The organism is Mesorhizobium sp. CO1-1-8, assembly GCF_020164875.1.
Classification (GTDB): Bacteria; Pseudomonadota; Alphaproteobacteria; order Rhizobiales; family Rhizobiaceae; genus Mesorhizobium.
This window is the reverse complement of the sequence record NZ_JAIUGZ010000012.1, coordinates 33252-53686: the sequence shown is the minus strand read 5'-3', so window position 1 is coordinate 53686 and position 20435 is coordinate 33252. Positions and strand designations below refer to the sequence as shown.

Genomic DNA, 20435 nt, shown 5'->3' with positions numbered 1-20435 from the left:
CCATGAGCTTCGACGAATGATTTCACACCTGCAGGCTTATGACCAGCCGCCGGCAAAAGCAGGGTTTTTCGCGCTTGCCAGCGTCGGTCAGAGCGGGAGTTTCGACCGAACTAGGAATTTTTTCTCAGAAAACTGTTGACGGGGTGAGTGCAGCTTTGCCTTCCAGACGCTGAACCCTGTTATCGGAACCGATGACATTGTGCTGTCGTTCTACCAGTCCGACGACACAGTCCGGGATATCCAGGCAGCCGCGCAAGGCATCATCGACCAGGCCCAGGCCGCTGCAGACGTAGCGACGGGCGCCATGACAACCGTGCTCGATCCGCAATTCGCGACCAAGGCGACGGCGGAGGCATTTTCCCCGCCGATAGCACCCACATATATCCGCACCGCCTTCTACGACAGCTCTCAGGTGGCAGGCAGCGGCGCTGTGTACCGCAAGAATGGAACGAATGTCGGGGATTTGGTGATCACGCTGAGCGATGGCATGACGACGACAGGCTATACGCTCGCCTCGACCCCGGTGACGGCATCAATGCTCGGGGCGCGTGGTGGCGGTGCGAATGCCACGGCTGCTATCAGTGCACTGCTCGCGGGCAGCTATCCGCATGTGCTGATTGACGGCTCCTACCAGACCGACGGCAACCACACGGTCTCGATAGCGAAGAAGCGCGTCGAATGCTTGGGCGGCTCTGCCCTGATCCTGCGTGCGCCAGTCAGTGTTGTTACCGGCCACCATCCCGTCATCGATATCGCTGCCGATGACGTCCTGATAGACGGGGACCTCACGATCGATGGTGGATCACATGCCGGCTACCAGGCTTCTATTGGTATTCGCGTAGGCCTCTCCACTGGTGCACGCCGGAAGCGGCCGACAATCCGCGGCGTGAAGGTTCGCAATCTTGGCCTTGCCGGTGTTATGGCGCTCTGTGTCGACAGTCCGACGATTGAGGACATTGACGGCTATAACATCGTCACGCCAACCGGCGGCGAGTTTGGCGACACGGTTTACGTGGCCGGCGTCCGCAAGCCGATCGTGCGTAACATCCGGTCGGCGAAGTGCAAACGCGACGGTGTCGTGTTGACCTATACGGGGAATCTAAACACCACGGACGTACTGGTCGACGGGGTTTTCGCCGATGCACATCTCGGCAGCCCTTCCGCCGGTGTCTGGGTGGAGATGACCGGTGCGCGAGATCCACGAGGGATCATAACTAACGTGGTAGCGAATGACTGTCTGGTAGGCGTAGCCGCGACTGACGCCAACAGCGAGATCGTCATTTCGAATGTCAAGGCAATAGGCAACCGGCTCTCCGGTAGTTCTGCCGGTAACGTGTTCGGCGTTCAGATGCAGTCGGGCCGACTCGATAACTGGTACATCGATCGCTACAACACCGCCCTGCAATTGGAGCCAAACGGCGAATATCAGTTCGCCCTCAGCTCGCAAGTTGGATCGTTTGCGACTGGCGAAACGGTCAGCGGCGGTACGTCTGGCTCGACCGGAACCCTGCGGTTCCAACATTTTGAAATCGTCATCGCCGGTTCAACCGTCGACTATGAATTCGGTGAGACGGTGACAGGCGCCTCATCCGGCGCGACGGGCATCTTGGTGGACTTCTTTGCCAACGTGCTGAGGGTCTTGCCGATAAGCGGGACGTTTCAGGCCGATGAAACAATCACTGGAGGCACCTCTGCGATTGCCAAAACGGCAAGCAGCGCGACCCGGCGCATCTATGTGCGCGGTTCGGCCGGCATCTTTCCGGCTGGCGAGACGATCACGGGCGGAACGTCAGGTGCCAAAGCCGTAATCGCCGCGCCCTACCAGACGCCTCTTGCGATCGGCCCGGGCACGTTGATGAACTGCTCGACCGACGCCATTGTCGTTGCGAACGTAGTGACACCGGCGAGCCTTAGCCTTTCTGGCATCAGGGGAAACACCCAGTCGCATGGCATCCGGTTTAACCTTTCGGTGGGCCAACGGCTGCGCAAAGCCAGTCTCAGGGACATCGCCCTGAAGAACTCGACCTCCATTGGCGTTGCCTTTCGGGTGACCACCGGCGGCGCGATAGACGAAATGCTGGTCGATGGCTTTGACATGACGGAATGGGTTGGCGATGGCACCGTCAGTTCCATCACGGCCGGCATCGTAACCCGGTTCATTGGTGGCGACAATCCCGGCCTGCAGGGTACGTCGAGTGTGCCGATCAATCTGACCGTCAACACAACGCTGTCTGGGCTTCACAACCGGGCACTCTGCCACAACAACGGCGCCGGCGCGACGTGGACACATACGCTGCCACCTGCCGTGCCTGGCCTTCGGATCGGTTTTGCCGGAGTGCACGCAACCCATGTCATGAACATCGAGCCCAACGGGACGGACACGATCAAGGGCGGCGGTGCAGGAAAATATCTCATTCTCGATCCCGGCGAGCGCGTAACCCTGGAGGCTTACGCAACGGGCTCATGGGTGGTCAGCGCGACAGTCGGCTGGGCGGGCGATTTCGAGTTGTAGACTTTGTCGTTGTGAATGACCGAATCGCCTAGGTTGCTTTTTTGATTCAAATGGTCGAACGAAAGATATGGTCTTCGCTCTGTGGTCAATGGTGGCCGTGACCACCTTTATACTTGTGGCCCGCCACAATCGGGTGTCTGTTGTAGCGATTGGCTATGTCGGCCTTCTTGCTTATTCGGTGCCAGCGCTGATTGGCTTCACGCGGCCTGTGAGCGCGAAAGGATTGGTGCCATATCTCGAACCGGCGTCGTCGGAAGCAATTCTGGTGATGGTCGCTGCTTGGCTAGGGTTCGGGTTGGCGCTGCTGCTGATGCCTTCGTCTGTGGGGGGGGGGGCGTCCCCCTAGTTACCAGTTGCACCCGATGCGGGTCACCTGGTTCATTCGGTGCGCGCTGATCATTTCTTTAGCCTGCTATGCATGGATGGCAAACAGGGCTGGACTTGAGTGGTACGCGATGGAGCGTGCCGACATCTATGACGCCGTCGGTGGGCTCATTTCCATCGTGTGGCGTTGGGTCAGCGGCCTCGGTCTTCTGGCATCGGTCTATTTCGATAGGCCATGGGGTCGCGGCGCTCGTATTTATCAAGCCATCTTTGCCTTAATGGTCGCACTTAATGCGATCGCGGGCGATAGGACTGTCCCGGTGATCTTGGCAATGGCGTTTGCCATCGTGTTATTGTGGGAATGGCCGATAACGAAGGCCGCCCTGCATTGGAAGGCATGGGCGATTGGGCTGGCGACGCTTGCGATCATCTTCTTTATGAAGCCCTTTTATCTGGCCTACAAACGCGACCTGCCGTTTGGCAGGATGCTGACAGGCGGTTCTGATCCGATGGCTATGGTGGCCTCCTGGGAAGCCTTCGGCACTCATGAAAACATCGAAGGGCTGATTAAGAGTAGCACGACCTATCCATGGTGGAACACGGTTCGTGATACCTTGGCGCAACTGCTAATTCAGCCGTCGGCCTTCGGCTTCGACAGCACTGGGTTCAACACGGTGCTCCAGACCCAGATATTTTCGCAGGCGTTGTACGGCTTGGCTGGCACATTCTGGGGGCAGGCATGGGCGATTGGTGGTATTCCCGTTGTGATCGTATTTGGGTTGATCTATGGCGGAGCGTTGGTGGCGTTGCATCATGCTTCGCTCAAAAGTAAGGGTATGTGGTTCTTCTTCTGGATCATCCTCGGCAGCGTGATTGGAGTCTATGCGCACCGGAATGCCTTGGAGAACGTTCTTGCGCAGGCGCGGCAGCCATTCGTCGGTTTCGTGACGATTCAGGTCTTGGTGTGGGTACTGCTCTTCGGCCGCTTCCATACCAGCGTTCCGGCTGTTCCGATTGTGGATCGAGACTATGGCAAATGAACTGATGTTGAGCAGCCTTGGGGAAGGCAAATGAATGGTGGAGCAGGTATATCTCGATCGGCAGCATGATCGTCTTGTATTCATCGACCAACCAGCCGACGAAGGATTCTGGGACGATCGTTGGGCGCAATCTCTAACAGCAGCGGACATTCGGAAAAAGAGCGTCTTTGTCCAGCATGTTACCCGAAAGTATTTAAGCCCCCCTGATCGAGTGATTGATGCAGGCTGCGGTTTGGCAAACACAGTCTTTGGGCTCCATCACGCAGGGTTCGAGGCATACGGCTTAGACTTTGCCCCCGTAACCATCGCTATGATCAGAAAGCACGCCCCCGAACTTAATATCGTTCTCGGTGACGTGCGAGAAATGCCATTCGAGGATGCCTTTTTCGAAGGGGTGTGGTCCTTGGGGGTGATCGAACACTTCAAGGATGGTTACGCATCGATCATCGAGGAGGCACGCCGAGTGCTGAAACCTGGCGGACTCCTTTTCCTAACTGTCCCCAGCGTGTCGCCATTGAGGCGTCTAAAGATACGACTCGGTCGATACGAAGATGTGAGTGCCGCGGACATGGCCCGATTTTACCAATTTGCCTTCACCGCGAACGACACAATTAGAACGATCAGCGGGATGGGGTTCCGGCTTTTGGAAAGTCGGTCCAGGGGCGGATATCTGGGGTTGATGCGGGAAAGCAACTTGTTGAAGCCCCTGCTTGAACCATTGTATGAGAGCCGGTCGCGACCGATGGTGACCTTACGACGCGCGATCGACTTAGTGCTCAGCCCAGTATCCTTTCACACAAAGCTGTTCGTCTTCAAAAAGCACTAGCTGAAATTCGCTGAATTTTCGAACCCCGACCTCAGTTACTTGTATCCAGAACGGGTTGTCGCGGGATCATCTTCGTCGCGGCATGAACGTGACTCGGCGCTTCGACTGAAGTCCTGTTGATCATTTCCGTAGCGTCAACGCGCCGAAGGCTCATTCATTGATCCTTATCCTGACGGAGCTTCTCATCGATGTCTCTCAGGCTTTTGTTGTACACGCGCGTCTCTCGCCGCACCCCTATCGTGGCAATAACTACCCACGCGATAGAGAAGGCGCCGATGAGGACTCCTAAAACTAAATGTTTTATGTCAGGCATATGTGGTTTTACGCGTCCTAGGTGCGTCAATGACTTGCCGGGCGCACGAGTCTCTTGCCGATACTGAATCTTAAAGCCTGTATCTGCCGACTTGGCGAATGATATCCAGAATCATAATCGCCCGCGCCAAGCCTAACCTCCACCCGGCGAACATACCAAAAATCAAAAACTGAACAACTGCCCGGAAGGGCGGAAAGGAAACACCATGGACCGCAACTTCGCGCGGGCGCTTGCGCTTGTTCTCAGATCGGAAGGCGGGTGGTCGGACAATCCGGCCGATCCCGGCGGCGCCACCATGAAAGGTGTGACGCTTGCCAGCTTCCGCCGCTATGTGAATGCCGACGCGACGAAGGCGGATCTGCGTGCGATCAGCGACGCGCAGGTCGCCACCGTTTATCGCCGCTTCTACTGGGACGCTGTGCTCGGCGCCGAATTGCCCGATGGCGTCGACCATGCGGTGTTCGATTTCGCCGTCAACAGCGGGCCTGGCCGGGCGGCCAAATATTTGCAGGCGGCCGTCGGCGTTGCCCAGGACGGGCGGATCGGACCGGTCACCGTCGCGGCGGCCAAGGCAAAGCCGGCCGGCGTCACCATCGATGCGCTTTGCGATGCGCGGCTGGCGTTCCTCAAGCGGTTGCCGACATGGGCAACATTCGGGCGCGGCTGGTCCGATCGGGTCAGGTCGGTGCGTGTTCAGGCCCTGCTGATGTCGGCGCAGCGCCCCGCGGTGTCGGTGACCGCGCCGGTGCCGCCCAGGGTCGAAACATCGGCCAATGGGGCGCCGTCGGTTCGGCCCGAGCAGCCGGCGCCCGGCGGCAAGACGGCTGCCGCGGCCGGCATCCTCGTTCTCATGGCCGGAGCGCTCGCGGCCTACCGGCATCAGGTAGCCGATTTTTTCGGGAGCCTGTTTCGATGACATGGTTCAACACCAATGCGCTGCACAATCTCCTCAACACGCTGATCGCCATCATCTGCGGCGGCGCTCTCGCCGGCTTCGACTGGACGCTGCTCGGCGTGAGCGACCGCACCGCGCTTCAGATCAGCGGCGCCATTGCCCTTGCCAAGATCATCATCAACGCGGTGCGTGACGGGCCGCGCGGCATGGTCGCGCCGCCGGCCAAGGAGACATGAGATGGGAACACTCGCCCTCGCGCTGCTTGGCCAGGCCTGGCCGTATCTTCTGGCAATGGGCGCCGCGCTTGCCGGTGTCTGGACAGCTTATGCCAAGGGAAAGGCCAGCCAGAAGGCCAGGCAGGATGCCGCCGACGCCGCGGCACGCACCGAAGCCCAGAAGATCGATGACGCCGTCGCCGGCCGGGCGCCGGATGTAAACCGGGGGAGGCTCACCAGATGGTCAAGATCATAGTGCTCTCGCTGATGCTGGCCGGCTGCACCACATCAGGCGGATCGTTCTGCGCGGCCGGACATCCCATCCGGCCGACAAGGGCAGAGGCGGCCACCCTTTCCGACGCGTCGGTGGCGGCGATCCTGGCTCACAACGAAAAGGGCCAGAAGCTTTGCGGCTGGAGGCCATGATGAACGATCTTTTCGACCTGCTCGGCATCAAGGGACCGGTCGTGGCGGCGGGTCTCGCCGGCGGCGTTCTGCGCGCGCTGTCGCGGCATCGCTACAAGCTGCGCGAAATGGTGGCCTCGCCGATCTGCGGCGCGCTTGCGGCAGCTTATCTGACGCTGCCGGCGGTCTCCTACGCCAGGATCGCCGGCCTGCCGATGCCCGATCCCGCCGACGACACCACCACGCTGGCCGCGGCCTTCCTGATCGGCGTCTGCGCGATGTGGATCTCGGACGTCCTGTTCGAGTTCGTGGTGCGGAGAGTCAGCCGCGCGCGGGACGAGTAGCTGTTGGGGTTGTCTGCTGGCGGATTGCCGAGGCCCGCAACAGAGCCGCCCCGAGGCCACGCTGAAACGCCACCTGGCACGGCGTGGCTCTTATTTCCACGACCGACCGCTGCCCGTTTCGGCTCACGCCGGGGCGGGCATTTCTGCATTTTCCGACCGGCCATTGCTGAACGGGATTCGAACTGACTGGTCTTTCGAGATCGCTCGCCGCCGCAAGCCGCTGTTGCAGTTGCATCGTCCGTTGGAACCGCCGAGGCAGGTTGTGGGCGCGGAGGTTCGGGCGGCTGGGGAGGCAATTCGGGCAGCCTGATCAATGTTTCGCCGTCCATCGACCTTGGCAAGATCACCGCGCTGAACGACGTGCTCAGCGGCAACAACATCCTGAGCGGCAATGTCGTCTCAGGCATTCTGAACGGCAACAAGACCAATATCGTCGGTGGCGTTCTGAGCGGGCTCGGCGCCAACCTGCTGGGCGGCAACGGCTACAGGCTGGGCAAGCGCCACTAGTCTGGCGCTGCATTCCAACCATCGAAGACAACCCAAAAAAGCCCGTTCCGGTTCGCGGGCGGGCTATTTTCGCGTGTCGGGCCGATCAAGCGAGGATGTTGACCGCGCGTGCCGCGACCAGTGCGATGGTCAGCAGCGAGATCATGGCCTCGGCCATCATCAGCAGCTTGGCGCGCTGGGAAAGTGGCAAGGTATCGGTGGGCGAAAATGCCGTCGCATTGGTGAAGGCGAGGAAGAAATAGTCGACGAAACCGGGCAGCCAGTCTCGAAGCTCACGGTCGTTCAACGTCATCTGCGCGAACAGGAAGTCGGCCTGTGCGAGCTTGACAAGGCCGCAGGTCGGCGGGCCGCCGCGATCGGTGCTCCAGAACCACAAGGCAAAGACGATGACGTTGGTGACCCAGATGTTGAGTGCGTCGATCAGCAGCGTCGTACCGCTGTTGCCGGCATGGCCCTCCAGCAAGGCATGCACCAGCAGGACCAGCGAGCCGCAATTCATGATGCTGATGATGGCGGTCATGGTCAGCGCTGTTCTGCGGATCATGACTCGAAACTGGCCGATCGCATGCCACTCGTGGTCCTCGACCGCCTTCCGGGTGGCGGCCTGTGTCCAGGCGGTGGCCACCGACAGGGGCAGCAGCAGGGCGGCCTCCAGCGCGGGCGCCAGCCAGCGCGGCCCGAATGAGAGATTGTTGATGACCAGAAGCTGCAGGCAGATGATGATGAGAACGGCCGCACGGGCCATCCAGAAATCGAGCGCGCGGTAGTGAATGACGGCATGGTGGTGGCGCATTTTTCAAATCCTGGATGCTTTCTTGGGGACAGGAACCGATCAGGTAGGCGATGCCTGCCGCGATCACGCCCATTCGCTATGCCCGGCATGTTCAGGGTGCTGCGGGATAGCGTGTTCCATTGTTGTCTTGCTGGCATGTGATGCTGGGAGAGGCGGCATGGTGGCGCGAAACTCTGCCTCAATCTTGGTTTTGCCATGGTCGGCCAAGTATACATTTTCGTAAGCTTCGAGTTCTGGGCTGTTCGAAAAACCGTCCGGTGTGATTTATCCACCGCATGACGCGAATCGACGAACCCATGAATGGTTGGCTGCCGGTCGGCAGTTCTGTTCCAGGCGACTGGCGGCAGTCGTCGATCTGGCCGGGGCTGACGCGCTATCCAGAAGCCGGCCTGGCGCTTTTATGCCTGACGCAGATCCTGTGCTGGACCGTGGTGCCGGCGCTCGTCGATGCCGCCCCGCCCGGCGATGTCGTAGAGAGCTTCATGTGGGGCCGCGAATGGGTGCTTTTGACCTACAAGCATCCGCAGCTTCCCGGCTGGCTGCTCGAGATCAGCCATCTTCTGACCGGATCGTTCCGCTGGCCGCAATATCTGCTCGCCCAACTTGTCGTCTCGGCGACCTTCGTCTTCGTCTACCTGCTGGGCCGCGACATGCTCGGGAGAACCCGCGCGCTGGCCGCGGTGCTTTTGATGCCGTCATTGTATTTCTTCGGCTGGCCGACACCGCAGTTCAATCATGACTACGCGCAGATGCCCTTCTGGGCCGCTATCTGCTGGCTGTTGTGGCGTGCAGGCCGTGGCGGTGGGCCGGGCTGGTGGCTGGCGCTCGGACTGGTGTCGGGCGTCGGGCTCTATGCCAAGTTTTCCACCGGGCTGCTGTTGCTCTTCGGGGCGGTCTGGCTGTTGTCGGACACACGGGCACGCAATCGGCTCGCCACGCCCTGGCCCTGGCTTGGGCTCGCGGTTTTCCTCGCCGCCGCCGCGCCGCTGGCCGTCCAACTCTACCGCATCGATTTCCTGCCGCTGACCTATGTCGCCGGCCGCGATGAATGGGTGTTGGTCCACCGCGCCCGCCTCTATTATATCGGCGTCCAGATAGCGGGGCTCTGCGGCTTATTGCTGGTGCTGGCGATATCGGGGCTGTTGCGGCGTTCGCCCGCGCCGGAGCAGCCCGTCGAGCGCGGCACGCTGGTCTATCTCGTGTGGATGGGGCTTGGTCCGGCGGTGCTTGTCATGGTGGCCTCGCTGTTCACCGGCGCCGGCGAGGCCTGGGGCGCGCCGATGTACAATCTTGTAGGCATTGTGGCGATCGCCTTGCTGGGTCATCGGCTCGGCGCCATCGAGATGCGACGGCTGGCGATCTGCGCGTTCGTCTGCATTGTCGGCATGTCCAGCGCCTATGCGGGCATCCGCTGGACGAGCTGCAATTTGCGCGGGCGCATGGATGCCGTCTGCTGGCCGGCGCGGCAGATCTCGGACGAAGCCGAGGCCGTCTGGCACGCGGCAGTGCCCGGTCGGCTCGATATCGTCGGCGGCGATACCCGCATCGCGTTGCTGGCGGGCCTCAACGCCTATGACAAGCCGTCGATCTTCACGGACCTCGACATGCGGCTCGCCCCCTGGATCACCAGCCAGCGGCTGCGCGATCACGGCATGCTCCTGGTCTGGCCCGGGAGTGGCGTGCCGCCTCGGCTGCTGGCGTGGCTGCGCAATATCCCGGTCAAGACCGTTCTTTTCGACTGGTCGCTCAGGGCACCACCGGTGGCCATCAGCTTTGCCGCCATTCCGCCCGGCGTGAAGCAGCCGGGTTTGATCGACAGCCTCGCCCAACCGAGCAATTGAAGTAGATCCACCGCGTCCGCTGGACGAAGCAGGTGATAATGCCCATTTATGGCGAGACCACTTGCTTTTGAGGAGACGTGACATGGCGACTTCGACCGAACGTGCAGTCCTTGCCGGCGGCTGTTTCTGGGGCATGCAGGATTTGATACGGCGCTATCCCGGCGTCATCTCCACCCGTGTCGGCTACAGCGGCGGCGACGTGCCCAACGCCACCTACCGCCACCACGGCAGCCACGCTGAAGCCATCGAGATCAATTTCGATCCGGCCGTCATAAGCTATCGCACGCTGCTGGAACGCTTTTTCCAGATCCACGATCCGACGACCCGCAACCGCCAGGGCAACGATGTCGGGATGAGCTATCGCTCGGCGATCTATTACACCAGCGACGAACAGAAGCGCGTCGCCGAGGACACCATCGCCGATGTCGATGCCTCGGGCCTGTGGCCGGGCAAGGCCGTCACCGAAGTCGCACCCGTTGGCCCTTTCTGGGAAGCCGAGCCCGAGCATCAGGACTATCTGGAGAAATATCCCAACGGATACACCTGCCACTTCATCAGGCCGGGCTGGAAGCTGCCGGTCCGCGAAAAGGCGGTTTCGTAGAGTTCAAGCTTGTGCCAAAAACCCGATCCTTGCTTGGTGGTAGAAGAAAGCCGCGGAGGTTGTGCTCCGCGGCTTTGGTTCGATTGCGTGCAACAGATTACTTGCCGCAATGGTTGTCGTTGACTGTCGGCGAGGTGGTGCCTGGGGAGGTGCCGTTGGCATCTGCCTGCGCCCCTTGCGGACTTGCCGGGCAATTCTGATCCGCGTTTGAATTCATGTTCCCAACCGTGCCGGTCGTGCTGTTGGTCGTGCCCGGGTCGACAGTGTCGGGGTCGACCGGGCTCGGCGAAGCAGGGGTTTTTGGGTCGACCGTCACCGACTGACCGCTGCCACCGCCATTCGCGCTGTTATCGCCAGCACTTTGCGCCATGGCTGATGTGGCCAGGCCAATGGTGAGAGCCGAAGCTGCGAGGATTTTCATGAACATGGTTTGTCTCCATTTCTGTGAACTCGTCGCTCATTCTTACGAAGGTGATCGCATCGCGACTATCGGGACAACCGGTCGCGGCAGTGAAGGTTCCCGACAAAATTCCGCTCAGGCGCACCCCGACTGGCGCAATCCTTTTGGCGCAGTGTGCTAAAAAAACGGCTTTCCCTTCAACTCGAATGATGCTTTAAGGCGCACATCCACAGGGGTGCTCCGTACGGTCGGGGCTGAGACGGGGGCGGCAAGCCCACAGACCCTAGAAGCTGATCTGGGTAATACCAGCGGAGCGAGGCGGGCGATGTTTTCAGGCGCACAGATTTCCCTATACCCCATGACCGACGATTTCGTCGGCGTCATCCTTGGCGCGCTCGGTGCGCTCGATCCCTGGCGCGACAAGCTCAGGATCGAGACCGACGACACCTCGACCCTGCTGGTCGGGCCGCCCGAAGTGCTGTTTCCTGCCATGCGCGACCTCTTCGTGGCGGCGGCACGCAGCGGCAAGCATTGCGTGTTGTCGACTACCATCTCGCGCGGCTGCCCTGGCGAGCCGGACGATCCGATCTGCCGCTCCGATGCACTTGGCGGGCCCGTCGGGCCACTCGGCCCGCGCAAGGATGCGGCCATCGCGGCGGTGCGCAATGCTGCTGTCACCGGCCAGCCGGCGGCAGCACAGTTCTCGCTCTATGTGATGGGCACCGACGACCACATGGAAGAGATCTACGGCTGCATAGATTTTCTCAAGCAGTCCGGCGTCTATGAGCGTTCGAAGCATTTCTGCACGAAACTGCGCGGTGATGCCGGTGCGATCTTTTCGGCGCTGGACGAGGCTTTCTGCCGCTTCGGACCAGGCGCCGGCCACGTAACCCTCGACGTCACGGTCTCGGCCAACAGCCCGTCGGCTGTCTGAAGCCGCGCCGCTCTCGCGGCCGTCAAAGGTTATCTCCCGTGGTCTCATCATCAGTCGCTTCGCGCCCGATCGCGAGCTTTCTTATCAAGGCAATGCCGGCCACTATCTCGGTCGGTTTGCTCCTGCTGGCATGGCAGCTTTATGCCACCTATTCCGGCATCAGGCCGACGATACTGCCTGCGCCGTTACGCGTCTTCGAACAAGCGATGCTCAATCGCGAGGCGCTGGCCGACAACGCCATTCCGACCATCGGCGCCACGCTGCTTGGCTTTGCCTGTTCGCTCAGCGCCGCCTTCGTGCTGTCGATGCTGGTCGACTTCTACCAGCCGCTGCGGCGTGCGCTATTTCCCGTCTTCATCGTCAGCCAGACCTTGCCGCTGGTGGCGATCGCGCCGCTGGTGGTGCTGTGGTTCGGCTTCGGGCTGGCGCCCAAGATCATGCTGGTGGCGCTGGTTACCTTCTTTCCGATGCTGGTTGCATTGGTCGAGGGCTATGAGTCGACCGAGGTCGAGATCGGGCAAATGCTGCGCGCCATGGGGGCAGGGCGCTGGCGTATCTTCCTGCTGGCGCGGCTGCCTTCGGCGCTGCCTTATTTCTTCGCCGGCCTGAGGATCTCCATCACCTATGCGGTGGTTGGCGCGATCTTCGCCGAATATGCCGGTGCCGCGAAGGGACTGGGCATCTACATGCTCAACGCCAAGAACAATTTCCGCCCTGATCTGGTTCTTGCCGCTGTCGGTGTCAGCGCGACGCTGACTCTTATTCTGTTTGGGTTGACTGTACTGCTGCAGCGCCTTGCCATGCCTTGGGAGCGAGCCGGCAAGAAAACCGAGGGGAAGGGGCCGCGGCGATGAGCCGGCTCGAACTGCGGCATGTGCGCAAGGCGTTCGGTGGGCTCGACGTGCTGGCCGATATTTCGCTCAGCGTCGGCGCTGGTGAATTCGTCTCGATCCTTGGGCCCTCCGGCGCCGGCAAGTCGACGCTCTTCCAGCTTCTGACCGGCGCCGAGCATGGCGAGGGCGAGATGTTGTTCGACGGCGCGCGCCTCGATGACCACGGCAGGCACTTCGCCTTCATGCCGCAACGCGACGCGCTGATGCCGTGGCGGCGCATTCTCGACAACACGACGCTCGGGCTCGAAGTGCAAGGCATGAGGAGACAGGCGGCGCGGGCGTGCGTTGCGCCGTTGTTTGCCGAATTCGGGCTTGCCGGCTTCGAGCGGCATTTTCCCGCGCAGCTGTCCGGCGGCATGCGCCAGCGCGCGGCCTTGCTGCGCACGGTGGTCCAGCAGCGCGACATGCTTTTGCTCGACGAGCCGTTCGGTGCGCTCGACGCGCTGACCCGCACCGCCATGCAGCGCTGGCTCGAACAGATGTGGCGGCAGCACCGCTGGACGGCGCTCTTGATCACCCATGACGTGCGCGAAGCCGTGTTCCTGTCCGACCGCATCTATGTGCTGTCGGCACGTCCGGCCCGCATCGTGCGTGAAATCAAGGTGCCGTTGCCGCGCCCGCGCAGCCTTGGCGGAGAACACGCGCGGCAGGCAAGCGCGCTCGAGGCCGAGATTCTCGACATCATCCTCAACCCCCAATCCATCCAAAGGACACGGCCATGACTGACTTGACGCGCCGGCAGGCCTTGCTGCTGACCCTTGCCGCCGGCCTTCCGCTCGTTGCCGGAGCAAGTCGAACCCAAGCACAATCGGCGGCAAAAAAGGTCACCGTCGCCCTCGACTGGACGGTCAACACCAACCACATCGGACTGTTTGTGGCCTGCGACAAAGGGTTTTATCGCGAGGCCGGGCTCGCGGTCGACATCCTGCCCTATAGCGATACCGGTGCGGGCACGCTGGTCGCAAACCGCGTCGCTGATTTCGGCATCAACGGCACCATCAGCCTGTTCACCCAGAAAACCTCCGGGGCGGATCTGAAGGGCGTCTATGCGGTGGTACAGTCCGAAACCGGCCGCGTGGTGTTCAATGCGGCACGCAACGAGATCAAAAGCCCAAGGAGTCTTGACGGCTTGATCTATGGCGGCTTCGGCAGTGCCTGGGAAAACGCGCTGATATCGACCATCATCCGCCATGATGGCGGCAAGGGCAATTTCGAGACGGTGACGCTCGGCACCTCAGCCTATGAGGCGCTGGCCAATGGGTCGGTCGATTTCACGCTTGAAGTCTCGACCTGGGAGGGTGTCGAGGCCGAACTCAAGGGCGTCAAACAGCGCAGCTTCGTCTATGCCGATTATGGCGTGCCTGACGAGCACACGACACTGATCTCTTCGAGCGAAGCCTATCTCCAGGCTAACCCTGAGTCCGCGGCCGCCTTCGTCCAGGCGACACGGCGCGGCTACCAGTTCGCGGTCGGCCACCCCGAAGATGCGGCAGGCCTGCTGATCGCAGCAAACAAGGATGCCTTGACCAATCCGGCGCTGATCCACGCCTCGCTGAAGGCATTGATCGACGGCCACTATCTACGCAGCCAAAGCGGCGCCATCGGGACGATGGATCCGGCCAAGATGGAAGCGATCGGAGACTATCTCTTCGCCTCCGGCATTTTGCGCGATGCCGACGGCAAGCTGGTTGCTCAACGCCCGGATTTCGGGAGCTATTTCCGCAACGACTATCTGAGCTAGCCTGGCAGAACCAAAGGACCTGGGTTGCCAGTCTATTCTGGGCGATCGCTTGGAGCAGGGTCGTCTGGATGTGGCGCCCTGGGCTCCCGACAGGCAGTTTAATACCGATCTGATCTTATTGATTAACTGCCCGGCAATGGTTGCGTGCAAAGGTCGCCCTGAGGGATCATCGGGGTGTTTGCATTGCTCATATCAAAAAGCGAGGCACTTTCGCACGTCAGTGACGGCAGGATTTTGTCCGCAGCCCGCAAGCGCGAAATCCTGGTCGATTTGCGCGAAGGTTTCTTTCGGATCTGCGCGCTGGCCTTCGCGGGCATGTTCGTCTACCGCGGCGTATATCACTTGATGCTCGACCCGACGCGCATCAATGTGGCGCTGTTGGCGATTTCTGAGATCCTGACCTTTACGTGGCTGCTTCTGTCGCGGCGGCCGAAGGTTCGCGACTGGAACCCGCTCACCGTGGTTGTCTCCGTGATCGCCAGCTTCGGTGTCGGCTTCATCGACCTTGAGCCGGGCGTGGCCATCATCCCGGTCTATGTTGCGGCGCCGCTGCAGGCGCTGGCGTTGGGGTTCGTGATCTGGGGAAAGATGTCGCTGGGGCGTTCGTTCGCCATTCTGCCGGGCAATCGCGGCGTGATGACCGGCGGTGCCTACCGCCTGGTGCGGCATCCGATCTATGCCGGCTATCTTACCGGCCATGTCCTGTTTCTGATGTCAGCCTTTTCCTTCTACAATCTCGCCGTCTACGCGGTGATCACCTTCTTCCAGGTGCACCGCATCCTGCGCGAAGAGGCGCTGCTGGCCGCCACGCCGGAGTACCGGGACTATATGAAGCGCGTCCACTACAGGCTGTTCTACGGCGTCGTCTGACAAGCTGGCGCGCAGAATCGTTCGGTCTGCAATCACGCTGGCACCCTTCGCGTGATCTGCGCGCGCTTTCTCCCGCGTAGATTGGTGTCAGTCTGCTAGGCCCAACCTCAAGACATTGGCGGTTGTCATTCCGGTTCTGTCTCAGGCAGGCCCGTTCTGCCTTGTGCCGCGTCTCACTCCGCATCCGGACCATCAACAGACCCTGGGCACTTGCAATCATCGTGGCGGTCTTGCTGTCTCTGCGAGAGGCTCATGCATTGTTCGGCGCGGTGCGCGGCGCCGCAATAGGATAAGCGGAGAAACGTTCGATCATCAATGGATCTGCGCGTTATTTCTGCAAATAACCAATATTACAAATTTTATTAGCATTTTATGTTGCAAATTTTGCTGATGTATACCACCTTTAATTTCAGTATTCTCTCTGTGAAACTGAAATTCGTCGCCTACGGAAAGGCCATGAGCCTGGAACCATACTGATCATCATTCTTATCGTTGCGCTGTTTGGCGGCTTCAGCGGCCTCGGTGGCGGTCCGTTCTACGGTACCGGCTATGGCGGCGGCGGCTTTGGGCTCGTGCTGCTCATCATCGTGCTGTCGTGCTCGGGCGTATCTAGCCGGGTTATCGCCAACTGATCGCAATCTCGTGAGCGCCCCCAATATCGGCGTGCACCGGATTGTGATGCAGGCAAGCCGGCTTGTGATCCTGCACTCTGCAAAACTTTCGTATGGTCATTGCGGTCCACACCCCCCGTGGAAACAAGAGGAGAGGGTCCCACCCCTTGTCCTCCTCCAAGGCCCGCTCCGGTTTACCGTGGCGGGCTTTTGCTTGGCGGTCGAGGGAACCGGCCGTTGATATCGTTGAGTTGCGGAAGGCTGCCAATGCCGCTGACGTTGCGGACGACACTCTGCGAAATTTGAGACGTGAATGTGCTGTAGAAGAAGCGGCTGGCCGCCAGCACGCGAAACTGCTCATCGAGAACCAGAAACGGCTCGGTGATCGTGTTGACAATCGCCTGCGCCAGCGTCTTCGACGTTCACGATGGGTTGAAACATGGCACAAGCCAAACGAGCAGCGTTTTGCCACTCCAAGCGCCGACAGCATATCTTTGCCTGGCCGTTGTCGTCCATAATCCCCAGCGCGGTAATGTCCTGGCAGCTGCGTTGCTGGGCTTGCCACTGAACAGGAAAAGGCGGGCACTTGCCCGCCTTCACCCGGTTGTTCTTTTCGGGCATGCGACCCAGTCGTGCTGCGTCAGTTCGCGCCGCCGAGCTGCTTGGTCATCTTGCAGAAATCGTCATGAGACTTGGCAATGGCCTCGTCGCCACATTGCTTCATCATGCCTGCGCGGTCTTCTTCCTTCATAGCCATCCAGGCGGTCTTGAATTCCCCCTCGGCGTCGATCGATCATTCCATGTCAGGTACGTCGCCGCTGACGAAGAGCGTGTTCGGCGGGCCGTATTCGCCCAGCGTCGGGTCGGCTTCGCGGCTCCAGGCGATGACGTCGGCATGCTTTGCCGCCAGAGCCCTGGCGGTGCGTATGGCGCGGTCTTCGCTCTGCTGGTCGGCGGGTCCAACGGCTGGGAACAGCTCGCCATCCTCGCCGCGATCGAACGCGACCACGACGATCAGCCTGGGATTTTTCTGGCCACTGGAATCGGACATCTTGCACCTTTGGCGCGGAACCTATCACATTGCTCGGGGGTGAAGGCCGCGAATCGATGAATGCCGACTTTGGGGAGTGGCATCGTGCAAGATCAGCGTTTCGATGAGCCGGTCAGGATTGCGCTCGGCCGATCGCGAAACTCGATCAACGTGGAGCGGGTCGCTCAGGCTGCCGACATCCTGCTGAACCGCTGGCCGGTTGCGACCGGCCAAAAGCATATGGTTGCCCGCAAGGTCTGTCTGGCCGTGCTCGAGGGAAAGAAAGAAGTCTCGGCGGCAAGGGCGGCGTTCATCAACGCGGCTATCGAGGCGGATATCCTCGTTGAGCCGCGTGAGGTGTCGATCCCGTAGCCTGCCCCGGTGAAATTGAATCAAGGATCGGCTCTATCCTCTTGATTGTTCTCGGTCCGGCTTTTCCGGGTTATGGCAACCGGCCGGTTCGACGCGCTCTGCGGACAATCCGAATTCGGGGTTCATTGGGCCTGTTTCGGCATCTGTTGACACGGCATTTCTACCCGGGTATTGAACAGGATTATACAGGTTCACTGAACAGGTACCTATATGAAGCGGCGCGCGGTTCAACTGTCTCCCGGCACGGGCAAGCCCGAGCAAATCGCCACCGTCCTCGAACATGAGATCCGTTCCGGCGTTCTCGGTTTCGGCGACCGCCTTCAAAGCGAGAACGAACTTGTCCAGCGCTTCTCCGTCAGCCGCAACACGGTCCGCAAGGGCCTCGGGGAACTGTCCAGCCGCGGGCTGATCACGACCAAGGTCGGCATCGGCTCGTTCGTCACCTTCGACGGCAAGCCGGTCGACGACGCGATTGGCTGGTCGCGCGCGCTGGCCGATGCCGGCGCCAATGCCGAGACGCGGACGCTGCGGCTGGAGGTCATCGAAGACCCTGATCTGGCTGCACTGCTTGGTATCGAAAGCCCGCTCTTCATTGCCGTCGACCGGTTGCGCACCAACGCCAGCGACGGCCATGCGATCTCCATCGAACGCAGCCGGCTGCCATTGTCCTCCGAGCTTGAGGACGTGCCGTTGCGCGGATTGCGCGAGGGCTCGCTGCACCAGACGCTGCGCGCCGCCGGCCTCATTCCCGACCATGGCGAGGAATGGGTCGAGATCGAGATGCTCAATGCCGAGGATGCGGCCATCCTCGGTTGCCCGCAAGGCACGCCGTTCCTGCGCGGCCGCCGGCTGACGCGTGCCGCCGACGATCGGCCGATCGAATATGTCACCAGCCTGCTCAATCCGGCGCATTTCGCGCTGCATATGAGGTTCTGAGCGATGTCTGATGCAACCAGCAAGGCCATTGATCGCGCCATGGGAGCGCTAGTCGGCGGAGCGCTGGGAGATGCGCTCGGCATGCCAACGCAGCTTTTGTCGCCGGCCCGCATTGCCGAACTCTATGGCCACGTCGAGGATTTCATCGCGCCTTTCGCCGATCATCCGGTGTCGAAGGGATTGGCCGCCGGAACCATCACCGACGACACCGAGCAGACGCTTCTGCTCGGTCGCATCCTGGTCGAACCCGGCGACCGTTTCGACCACGCGCGCTGGGTCAATGCGCTGCTCGACTGGGAGCGCGAGGTCAAGGCGCGCGGCAGCTATGACCTTTTGGGGCCGTCGACCAAGCGTGCCATCGACGCCATCAACAATGGCGTGCCGGCAGAGGAAGCGGGACGTAGCGGCGACACAAACGGTGCGGCGATGCGTATCGCGCCTGTCGGCATCATGATGCCGCTCGAACCATTGGAGGCGTTCGTCGCCAAGGTGGCGGAGACCTGCCGGGCGACGCACAACACCTCGATTGCTATCGCTTCCGCTGCTGCCGTCGCTGCTGCTGTCAGCCGCGGCGTCGCCGGCGGTGGCTGGCGCGATGCTTCCGCCAGCGCCGTCGCGGCGGCGAGGCGAGGGGCGACGCTTGGTCATTGGGTCACCGGCGGCGACATTGCCGCGCGTATCGTCTGGGCACAGGACATCGTGCGCGGCAAGGCGATCAGGGATGCCATTCGGCTGATCACCGATCTGGTCGGCACCGGCGTCGCCAGCCAGGAATCCATTCCGGCGGCCTTCGCCGTGCTGGAAGTCGCGCGTGGCGACCCTTGGCAAGCAGCCGTCATCAGCGCCAATCTCGGCGGCGACACCGATACGATCGGCGCCATCGCCGCCGGCATGGCCGGCGCCTGCAGCGGTTTTTCCCGATTGCCGCAACAGCATATCGCCCGGCTTGTCGGCCTCGACATGTCAGAGGTTCGCGCGCTCGCCGCCGACCTCGTGGCAGCAAGGGTGGCGAAAATCGGTTCCGGCAAGGACGCGGCGGCATGAGCGGTCGCCTCGTCCATATCGGTAGTGCCGTGGTCGACTATGTCTACCGTATCGACGCCTTGCCGGCGCCCGGCATGGAAAAGACGGCGTCGAGCTTCGCCCAGGTCGCCGGCGGCGGCTTCAACATGATGGTCGCGGCCAGCCGCACCGGCATGCAGGTGGTGTTCGGCGGCCAACTCGGCAGCGGACCCAATGGCGATTTCCTGCGCGCCGCTTTCATAGCTGAGGGCATCGCGACGCTGACGCCGCCATCGCCACTGATGGACAGCGGCAACTGCGTCGCCATGATCTCGGCCGACGCCGAACGCACCTTCGTCTCGTGGCCAGGTGCGGAGAGCCTGCTCAGCCTCGACATGATGGCGCCGGTCGCGGTGGCGCCGGGCGACTGGGTGTTCACTTCAGGCTATACGCTGAGCTATCCCAAGAGCCGCGATGCGCTCACCGACTGGATAGAGGCACTTCCGGCCGATATTCCCTTCGTCTTCGACCCGACGCCGGTCATCATGGAGATTCCGCGTCCCATCCTGTCGCGGGTGCTCGCGCGCACCACATGGCTGAGCTGCAACACGACGGAAGCCGCCGAGATTGCCGGCCCGGGTGATGTCGAGGGCCTCGCGGCACGACTTCTCGCCGACCACTGCCCGAAGGCTGCTGGCGTGATCATTCGCGCTGGCGCGAAGGGTTGCCATGTCAGGTTGGCCGATGGCACAGCGCAGACCATTGCCGGCTTCAACGTCAACGCCATCGACACCAATGGCGCCGGCGACACCCATATCGGCGCTTTCGTCAGCGCGCTGGCGCGCGGCGGCCCGCCCTTCGAGGCAGCGCGCTATGCCAATGCTGCTGCGGGCATATCGGTTACCCGCCATGGTGGCTCGTCGGCGCCGACGAACCGCGAAATCCAGACATTCCTGAGCCATGCCGCCGACCCGTCGGATGCAGACCGGACACAGAAGGCCAATGCATAACAGCTGAAAGCCTGACAAGC

The 20435-nt window shown here is 61.5% G+C and carries 24 protein-coding genes and 1 riboswitch; of the genes, 21 read left to right on the top strand and 3 right to left on the bottom strand.

Features of this window, described 5'->3' with window-relative positions; translation table 11 throughout:
- Nucleotides 1–199: 199 nt before the first annotated feature.
- The 9 genes from LB558_RS22440 to LB558_RS22400 all read left to right on the top strand — a co-directional run bounded on the left by LB558_RS22440 (nt 200) and on the right by LB558_RS22400 (nt 7381).
- Nucleotides 200–2512 (top strand): right-handed parallel beta-helix repeat-containing protein, encoded by a 2313-nt coding sequence (locus tag LB558_RS22440; RefSeq protein WP_224699540.1) that lies wholly within the window; start codon nt 200–202, stop codon nt 2510–2512.
- A gap of 455 nt (nt 2513–2967) precedes the next feature.
- Nucleotides 2968–3876, top strand: coding sequence for a hypothetical protein (locus tag LB558_RS22435; protein ID WP_224699539.1), 909 nt, complete (start codon nt 2968–2970; stop codon nt 3874–3876).
- A gap of 34 nt (nt 3877–3910) precedes the next feature.
- Nucleotides 3911–4702 (top strand): class I SAM-dependent methyltransferase, encoded by a 792-nt coding sequence (locus LB558_RS22430; RefSeq protein WP_224699538.1) that lies wholly within the window; start codon nt 3911–3913, stop codon nt 4700–4702.
- Between the two features lie 518 nt (nt 4703–5220).
- On the top strand, nt 5221–5931 hold the full coding sequence (locus LB558_RS22425) for a glycoside hydrolase family 108 protein (RefSeq protein WP_224699537.1): 711 nt from the start codon (nt 5221–5223) through the stop codon (nt 5929–5931).
- Nucleotides 5928–6146: a hypothetical protein gene (locus LB558_RS22420; RefSeq protein ID WP_224699536.1), complete on the top strand. Its 219-nt coding sequence runs from the start codon at nt 5928–5930 to the stop codon at nt 6144–6146. The genes LB558_RS22425 and LB558_RS22420 overlap by 4 nt, the downstream gene beginning before the upstream one ends.
- A gap of 1 nt (nt 6147) precedes the next feature.
- Nucleotides 6148–6381, top strand: coding sequence for a hypothetical protein (locus tag LB558_RS22415; RefSeq protein ID WP_224699535.1), 234 nt, complete (start codon nt 6148–6150; stop codon nt 6379–6381).
- Nucleotides 6366–6551, top strand: coding sequence for a hypothetical protein (locus tag LB558_RS22410; protein ID WP_127255544.1), 186 nt, complete (start codon nt 6366–6368; stop codon nt 6549–6551). Before LB558_RS22415 ends, LB558_RS22410 begins: the two co-directional genes overlap by 16 nt.
- The gene (locus LB558_RS22405) at nt 6551–6874 is read left to right on the top strand and encodes a hypothetical protein (RefSeq protein WP_127271121.1); all 324 of its coding nucleotides are present in this window, start codon (nt 6551–6553) and stop codon (nt 6872–6874) included. Before LB558_RS22410 ends, LB558_RS22405 begins: the two co-directional genes overlap by 1 nt.
- Nucleotides 6875–7234: 360 nt before the next feature.
- On the top strand, nt 7235–7381 hold the full coding sequence (locus LB558_RS22400) for a hypothetical protein (protein WP_224699534.1): 147 nt from the start codon (nt 7235–7237) through the stop codon (nt 7379–7381).
- Nucleotides 7382–7466: 85 nt separating this feature from the next.
- Here the strand turns inward: LB558_RS22400 and LB558_RS22395 are convergent, their stop codons facing one another.
- The gene (locus LB558_RS22395) at nt 7467–8174 is read right to left on the bottom strand and encodes a hypothetical protein (RefSeq protein WP_224699533.1); all 708 of its coding nucleotides are present in this window, start codon (nt 8172–8174) and stop codon (nt 7467–7469) included.
- Between the two features lie 275 nt (nt 8175–8449).
- Between LB558_RS22395 and LB558_RS22390 the strand changes: the two genes are divergently transcribed.
- Nucleotides 8450–10015 (top strand): glycosyltransferase family 39 protein, encoded by a 1566-nt coding sequence (locus tag LB558_RS22390; RefSeq protein WP_224699532.1) that lies wholly within the window; start codon nt 8450–8452, stop codon nt 10013–10015.
- Nucleotides 10016–10097: 82 nt separating this feature from the next.
- The gene (gene msrA, locus LB558_RS22385; RefSeq protein WP_224699531.1) at nt 10098–10616 is read left to right on the top strand and encodes a peptide-methionine (S)-S-oxide reductase MsrA; all 519 of its coding nucleotides are present in this window, start codon (nt 10098–10100) and stop codon (nt 10614–10616) included.
- 97 nt (nt 10617–10713) lie between these two features.
- On the opposite strand, the gene LB558_RS22380 is transcribed toward msrA, so the two are convergent.
- Nucleotides 10714–11043, bottom strand: a complete 330-nt coding sequence (locus LB558_RS22380; protein ID WP_224699530.1) for a hypothetical protein — start codon at nt 11041–11043, stop codon at nt 10714–10716.
- A 194-nt stretch (nt 11044–11237) separates the two neighbouring features.
- Nucleotides 11238–11351, top strand: a riboswitch (TPP riboswitch).
- Between LB558_RS22380 and LB558_RS22375 the strand changes: the two genes are divergently transcribed.
- The 6 genes from LB558_RS22375 (at nt 11342) to LB558_RS22350 (ending at nt 16086) form a co-directional block, all read left to right on the top strand.
- Nucleotides 11342–11950, top strand: coding sequence for a Ykof family thiamine-binding protein (locus LB558_RS22375; protein ID WP_224699529.1), 609 nt, complete (start codon nt 11342–11344; stop codon nt 11948–11950). Its footprint overlaps the riboswitch before it by 10 nt.
- A gap of 92 nt (nt 11951–12042) precedes the next feature.
- Nucleotides 12043–12804 carry an ABC transporter permease gene (locus LB558_RS22370; protein WP_224699712.1) on the top strand — a complete coding sequence of 254 codons (762 nt, stop codon included), beginning with the start codon at nt 12043–12045 and terminating at the stop codon, nt 12802–12804.
- Nucleotides 12801–13565, top strand: a complete 765-nt coding sequence (locus tag LB558_RS22365; protein WP_224699528.1) for an ABC transporter ATP-binding protein — start codon at nt 12801–12803, stop codon at nt 13563–13565. The genes LB558_RS22370 and LB558_RS22365 overlap by 4 nt, the downstream gene beginning before the upstream one ends.
- Nucleotides 13562–14584: an ABC transporter substrate-binding protein gene (locus LB558_RS22360; protein ID WP_224699527.1), complete on the top strand. Its 1023-nt coding sequence runs from the start codon at nt 13562–13564 to the stop codon at nt 14582–14584. The genes LB558_RS22365 and LB558_RS22360 overlap by 4 nt, the downstream gene beginning before the upstream one ends.
- Before the next feature lie 174 nt (nt 14585–14758).
- The gene (locus LB558_RS22355) at nt 14759–15454 is read left to right on the top strand and encodes a methyltransferase family protein (RefSeq protein WP_224699526.1); all 696 of its coding nucleotides are present in this window, start codon (nt 14759–14761) and stop codon (nt 15452–15454) included.
- A gap of 434 nt (nt 15455–15888) precedes the next feature.
- On the top strand, nt 15889–16086 hold the full coding sequence (locus LB558_RS22350; protein ID WP_224699711.1) for a DUF3309 family protein: 198 nt from the start codon (nt 15889–15891) through the stop codon (nt 16084–16086).
- A 772-nt stretch (nt 16087–16858) separates the two neighbouring features.
- On the opposite strand, the gene LB558_RS22345 is transcribed toward LB558_RS22350, so the two are convergent.
- Nucleotides 16859–17116 (bottom strand): hypothetical protein, encoded by a 258-nt coding sequence (locus LB558_RS22345; RefSeq protein WP_224699525.1) that lies wholly within the window; start codon nt 17114–17116, stop codon nt 16859–16861.
- Nucleotides 17117–17200: 84 nt separating this feature from the next.
- Between LB558_RS22345 and LB558_RS22340 the strand changes: the two genes are divergently transcribed.
- The 4 genes from LB558_RS22340 to LB558_RS22325 all read left to right on the top strand — a co-directional run bounded on the left by LB558_RS22340 (nt 17201) and on the right by LB558_RS22325 (nt 20415).
- Complete coding sequence (locus LB558_RS22340) at nt 17201–17467, top strand: DUF982 domain-containing protein (RefSeq protein WP_224699524.1); 267 nt, start codon at nt 17201–17203, stop codon at nt 17465–17467.
- 210 nt (nt 17468–17677) lie between these two features.
- The gene (locus LB558_RS22335) at nt 17678–18403 is read left to right on the top strand and encodes a GntR family transcriptional regulator (protein ID WP_224699523.1); all 726 of its coding nucleotides are present in this window, start codon (nt 17678–17680) and stop codon (nt 18401–18403) included.
- A 3-nt stretch (nt 18404–18406) separates the two neighbouring features.
- On the top strand, nt 18407–19447 hold the full coding sequence (locus LB558_RS22330; RefSeq protein WP_224699522.1) for an ADP-ribosylglycohydrolase family protein: 1041 nt from the start codon (nt 18407–18409) through the stop codon (nt 19445–19447).
- Nucleotides 19444–20415 (top strand): PfkB family carbohydrate kinase, encoded by a 972-nt coding sequence (locus tag LB558_RS22325; RefSeq protein WP_224699521.1) that lies wholly within the window; start codon nt 19444–19446, stop codon nt 20413–20415. The genes LB558_RS22330 and LB558_RS22325 overlap by 4 nt, the downstream gene beginning before the upstream one ends.
- The last annotated feature ends 20 nt before the right edge of the window (nt 20416–20435 follow it).

What these genes read in the sequence shown, in the direction of transcription:
- LB558_RS22435 (WP_224699539.1), top strand. Translation starts at nt 2,968, where the DNA reads ATGGAGCGTGCCGACATCTATGACGCCGTCGGTGGGCTCATTTCCATC.
- LB558_RS22430 (WP_224699538.1), top strand. Translation starts at nt 3,911, where the DNA reads ATGGTGGAGCAGGTATATCTCGATCGGCAGCATGATCGTCTTGTATTC.
- LB558_RS22425 (WP_224699537.1), top strand. Translation starts at nt 5,221, where the DNA reads ATGGACCGCAACTTCGCGCGGGCGCTTGCGCTTGTTCTCAGATCGGAA.
- LB558_RS22420 (WP_224699536.1), top strand. Translation starts at nt 5,928, where the DNA reads ATGACATGGTTCAACACCAATGCGCTGCACAATCTCCTCAACACGCTG.
- LB558_RS22415 (WP_224699535.1), top strand. Translation starts at nt 6,148, where the DNA reads ATGGGAACACTCGCCCTCGCGCTGCTTGGCCAGGCCTGGCCGTATCTT.
- LB558_RS22410 (WP_127255544.1), top strand. Translation starts at nt 6,366, where the DNA reads ATGGTCAAGATCATAGTGCTCTCGCTGATGCTGGCCGGCTGCACCACA.
- LB558_RS22405 (WP_127271121.1), top strand. Translation starts at nt 6,551, where the DNA reads ATGAACGATCTTTTCGACCTGCTCGGCATCAAGGGACCGGTCGTGGCG.
- LB558_RS22395 (WP_224699533.1), bottom strand. Translation starts at nt 8,174, where the DNA reads ATGCGCCACCACCATGCCGTCATTCACTACCGCGCGCTCGATTTCTGG.
- LB558_RS22390 (WP_224699532.1), top strand. Translation starts at nt 8,450, where the DNA reads ATGACGCGAATCGACGAACCCATGAATGGTTGGCTGCCGGTCGGCAGT.
- msrA (WP_224699531.1), top strand. Translation starts at nt 10,098, where the DNA reads ATGGCGACTTCGACCGAACGTGCAGTCCTTGCCGGCGGCTGTTTCTGG.
- LB558_RS22380 (WP_224699530.1), bottom strand. Translation starts at nt 11,043, where the DNA reads ATGTTCATGAAAATCCTCGCAGCTTCGGCTCTCACCATTGGCCTGGCC.
- LB558_RS22375 (WP_224699529.1), top strand. Translation starts at nt 11,342, where the DNA reads ATGTTTTCAGGCGCACAGATTTCCCTATACCCCATGACCGACGATTTC.
- LB558_RS22370 (WP_224699712.1), top strand. Translation starts at nt 12,043, where the DNA reads ATGCCGGCCACTATCTCGGTCGGTTTGCTCCTGCTGGCATGGCAGCTT.
- LB558_RS22365 (WP_224699528.1), top strand. Translation starts at nt 12,801, where the DNA reads ATGAGCCGGCTCGAACTGCGGCATGTGCGCAAGGCGTTCGGTGGGCTC.
- LB558_RS22360 (WP_224699527.1), top strand. Translation starts at nt 13,562, where the DNA reads ATGACTGACTTGACGCGCCGGCAGGCCTTGCTGCTGACCCTTGCCGCC.
- LB558_RS22345 (WP_224699525.1), bottom strand. Translation starts at nt 17,116, where the DNA reads ATGTCCGATTCCAGTGGCCAGAAAAATCCCAGGCTGATCGTCGTGGTC.
- LB558_RS22335 (WP_224699523.1), top strand. Translation starts at nt 17,678, where the DNA reads ATGAAGCGGCGCGCGGTTCAACTGTCTCCCGGCACGGGCAAGCCCGAG.
- LB558_RS22330 (WP_224699522.1), top strand. Translation starts at nt 18,407, where the DNA reads ATGTCTGATGCAACCAGCAAGGCCATTGATCGCGCCATGGGAGCGCTA.
- LB558_RS22325 (WP_224699521.1), top strand. Translation starts at nt 19,444, where the DNA reads ATGAGCGGTCGCCTCGTCCATATCGGTAGTGCCGTGGTCGACTATGTC.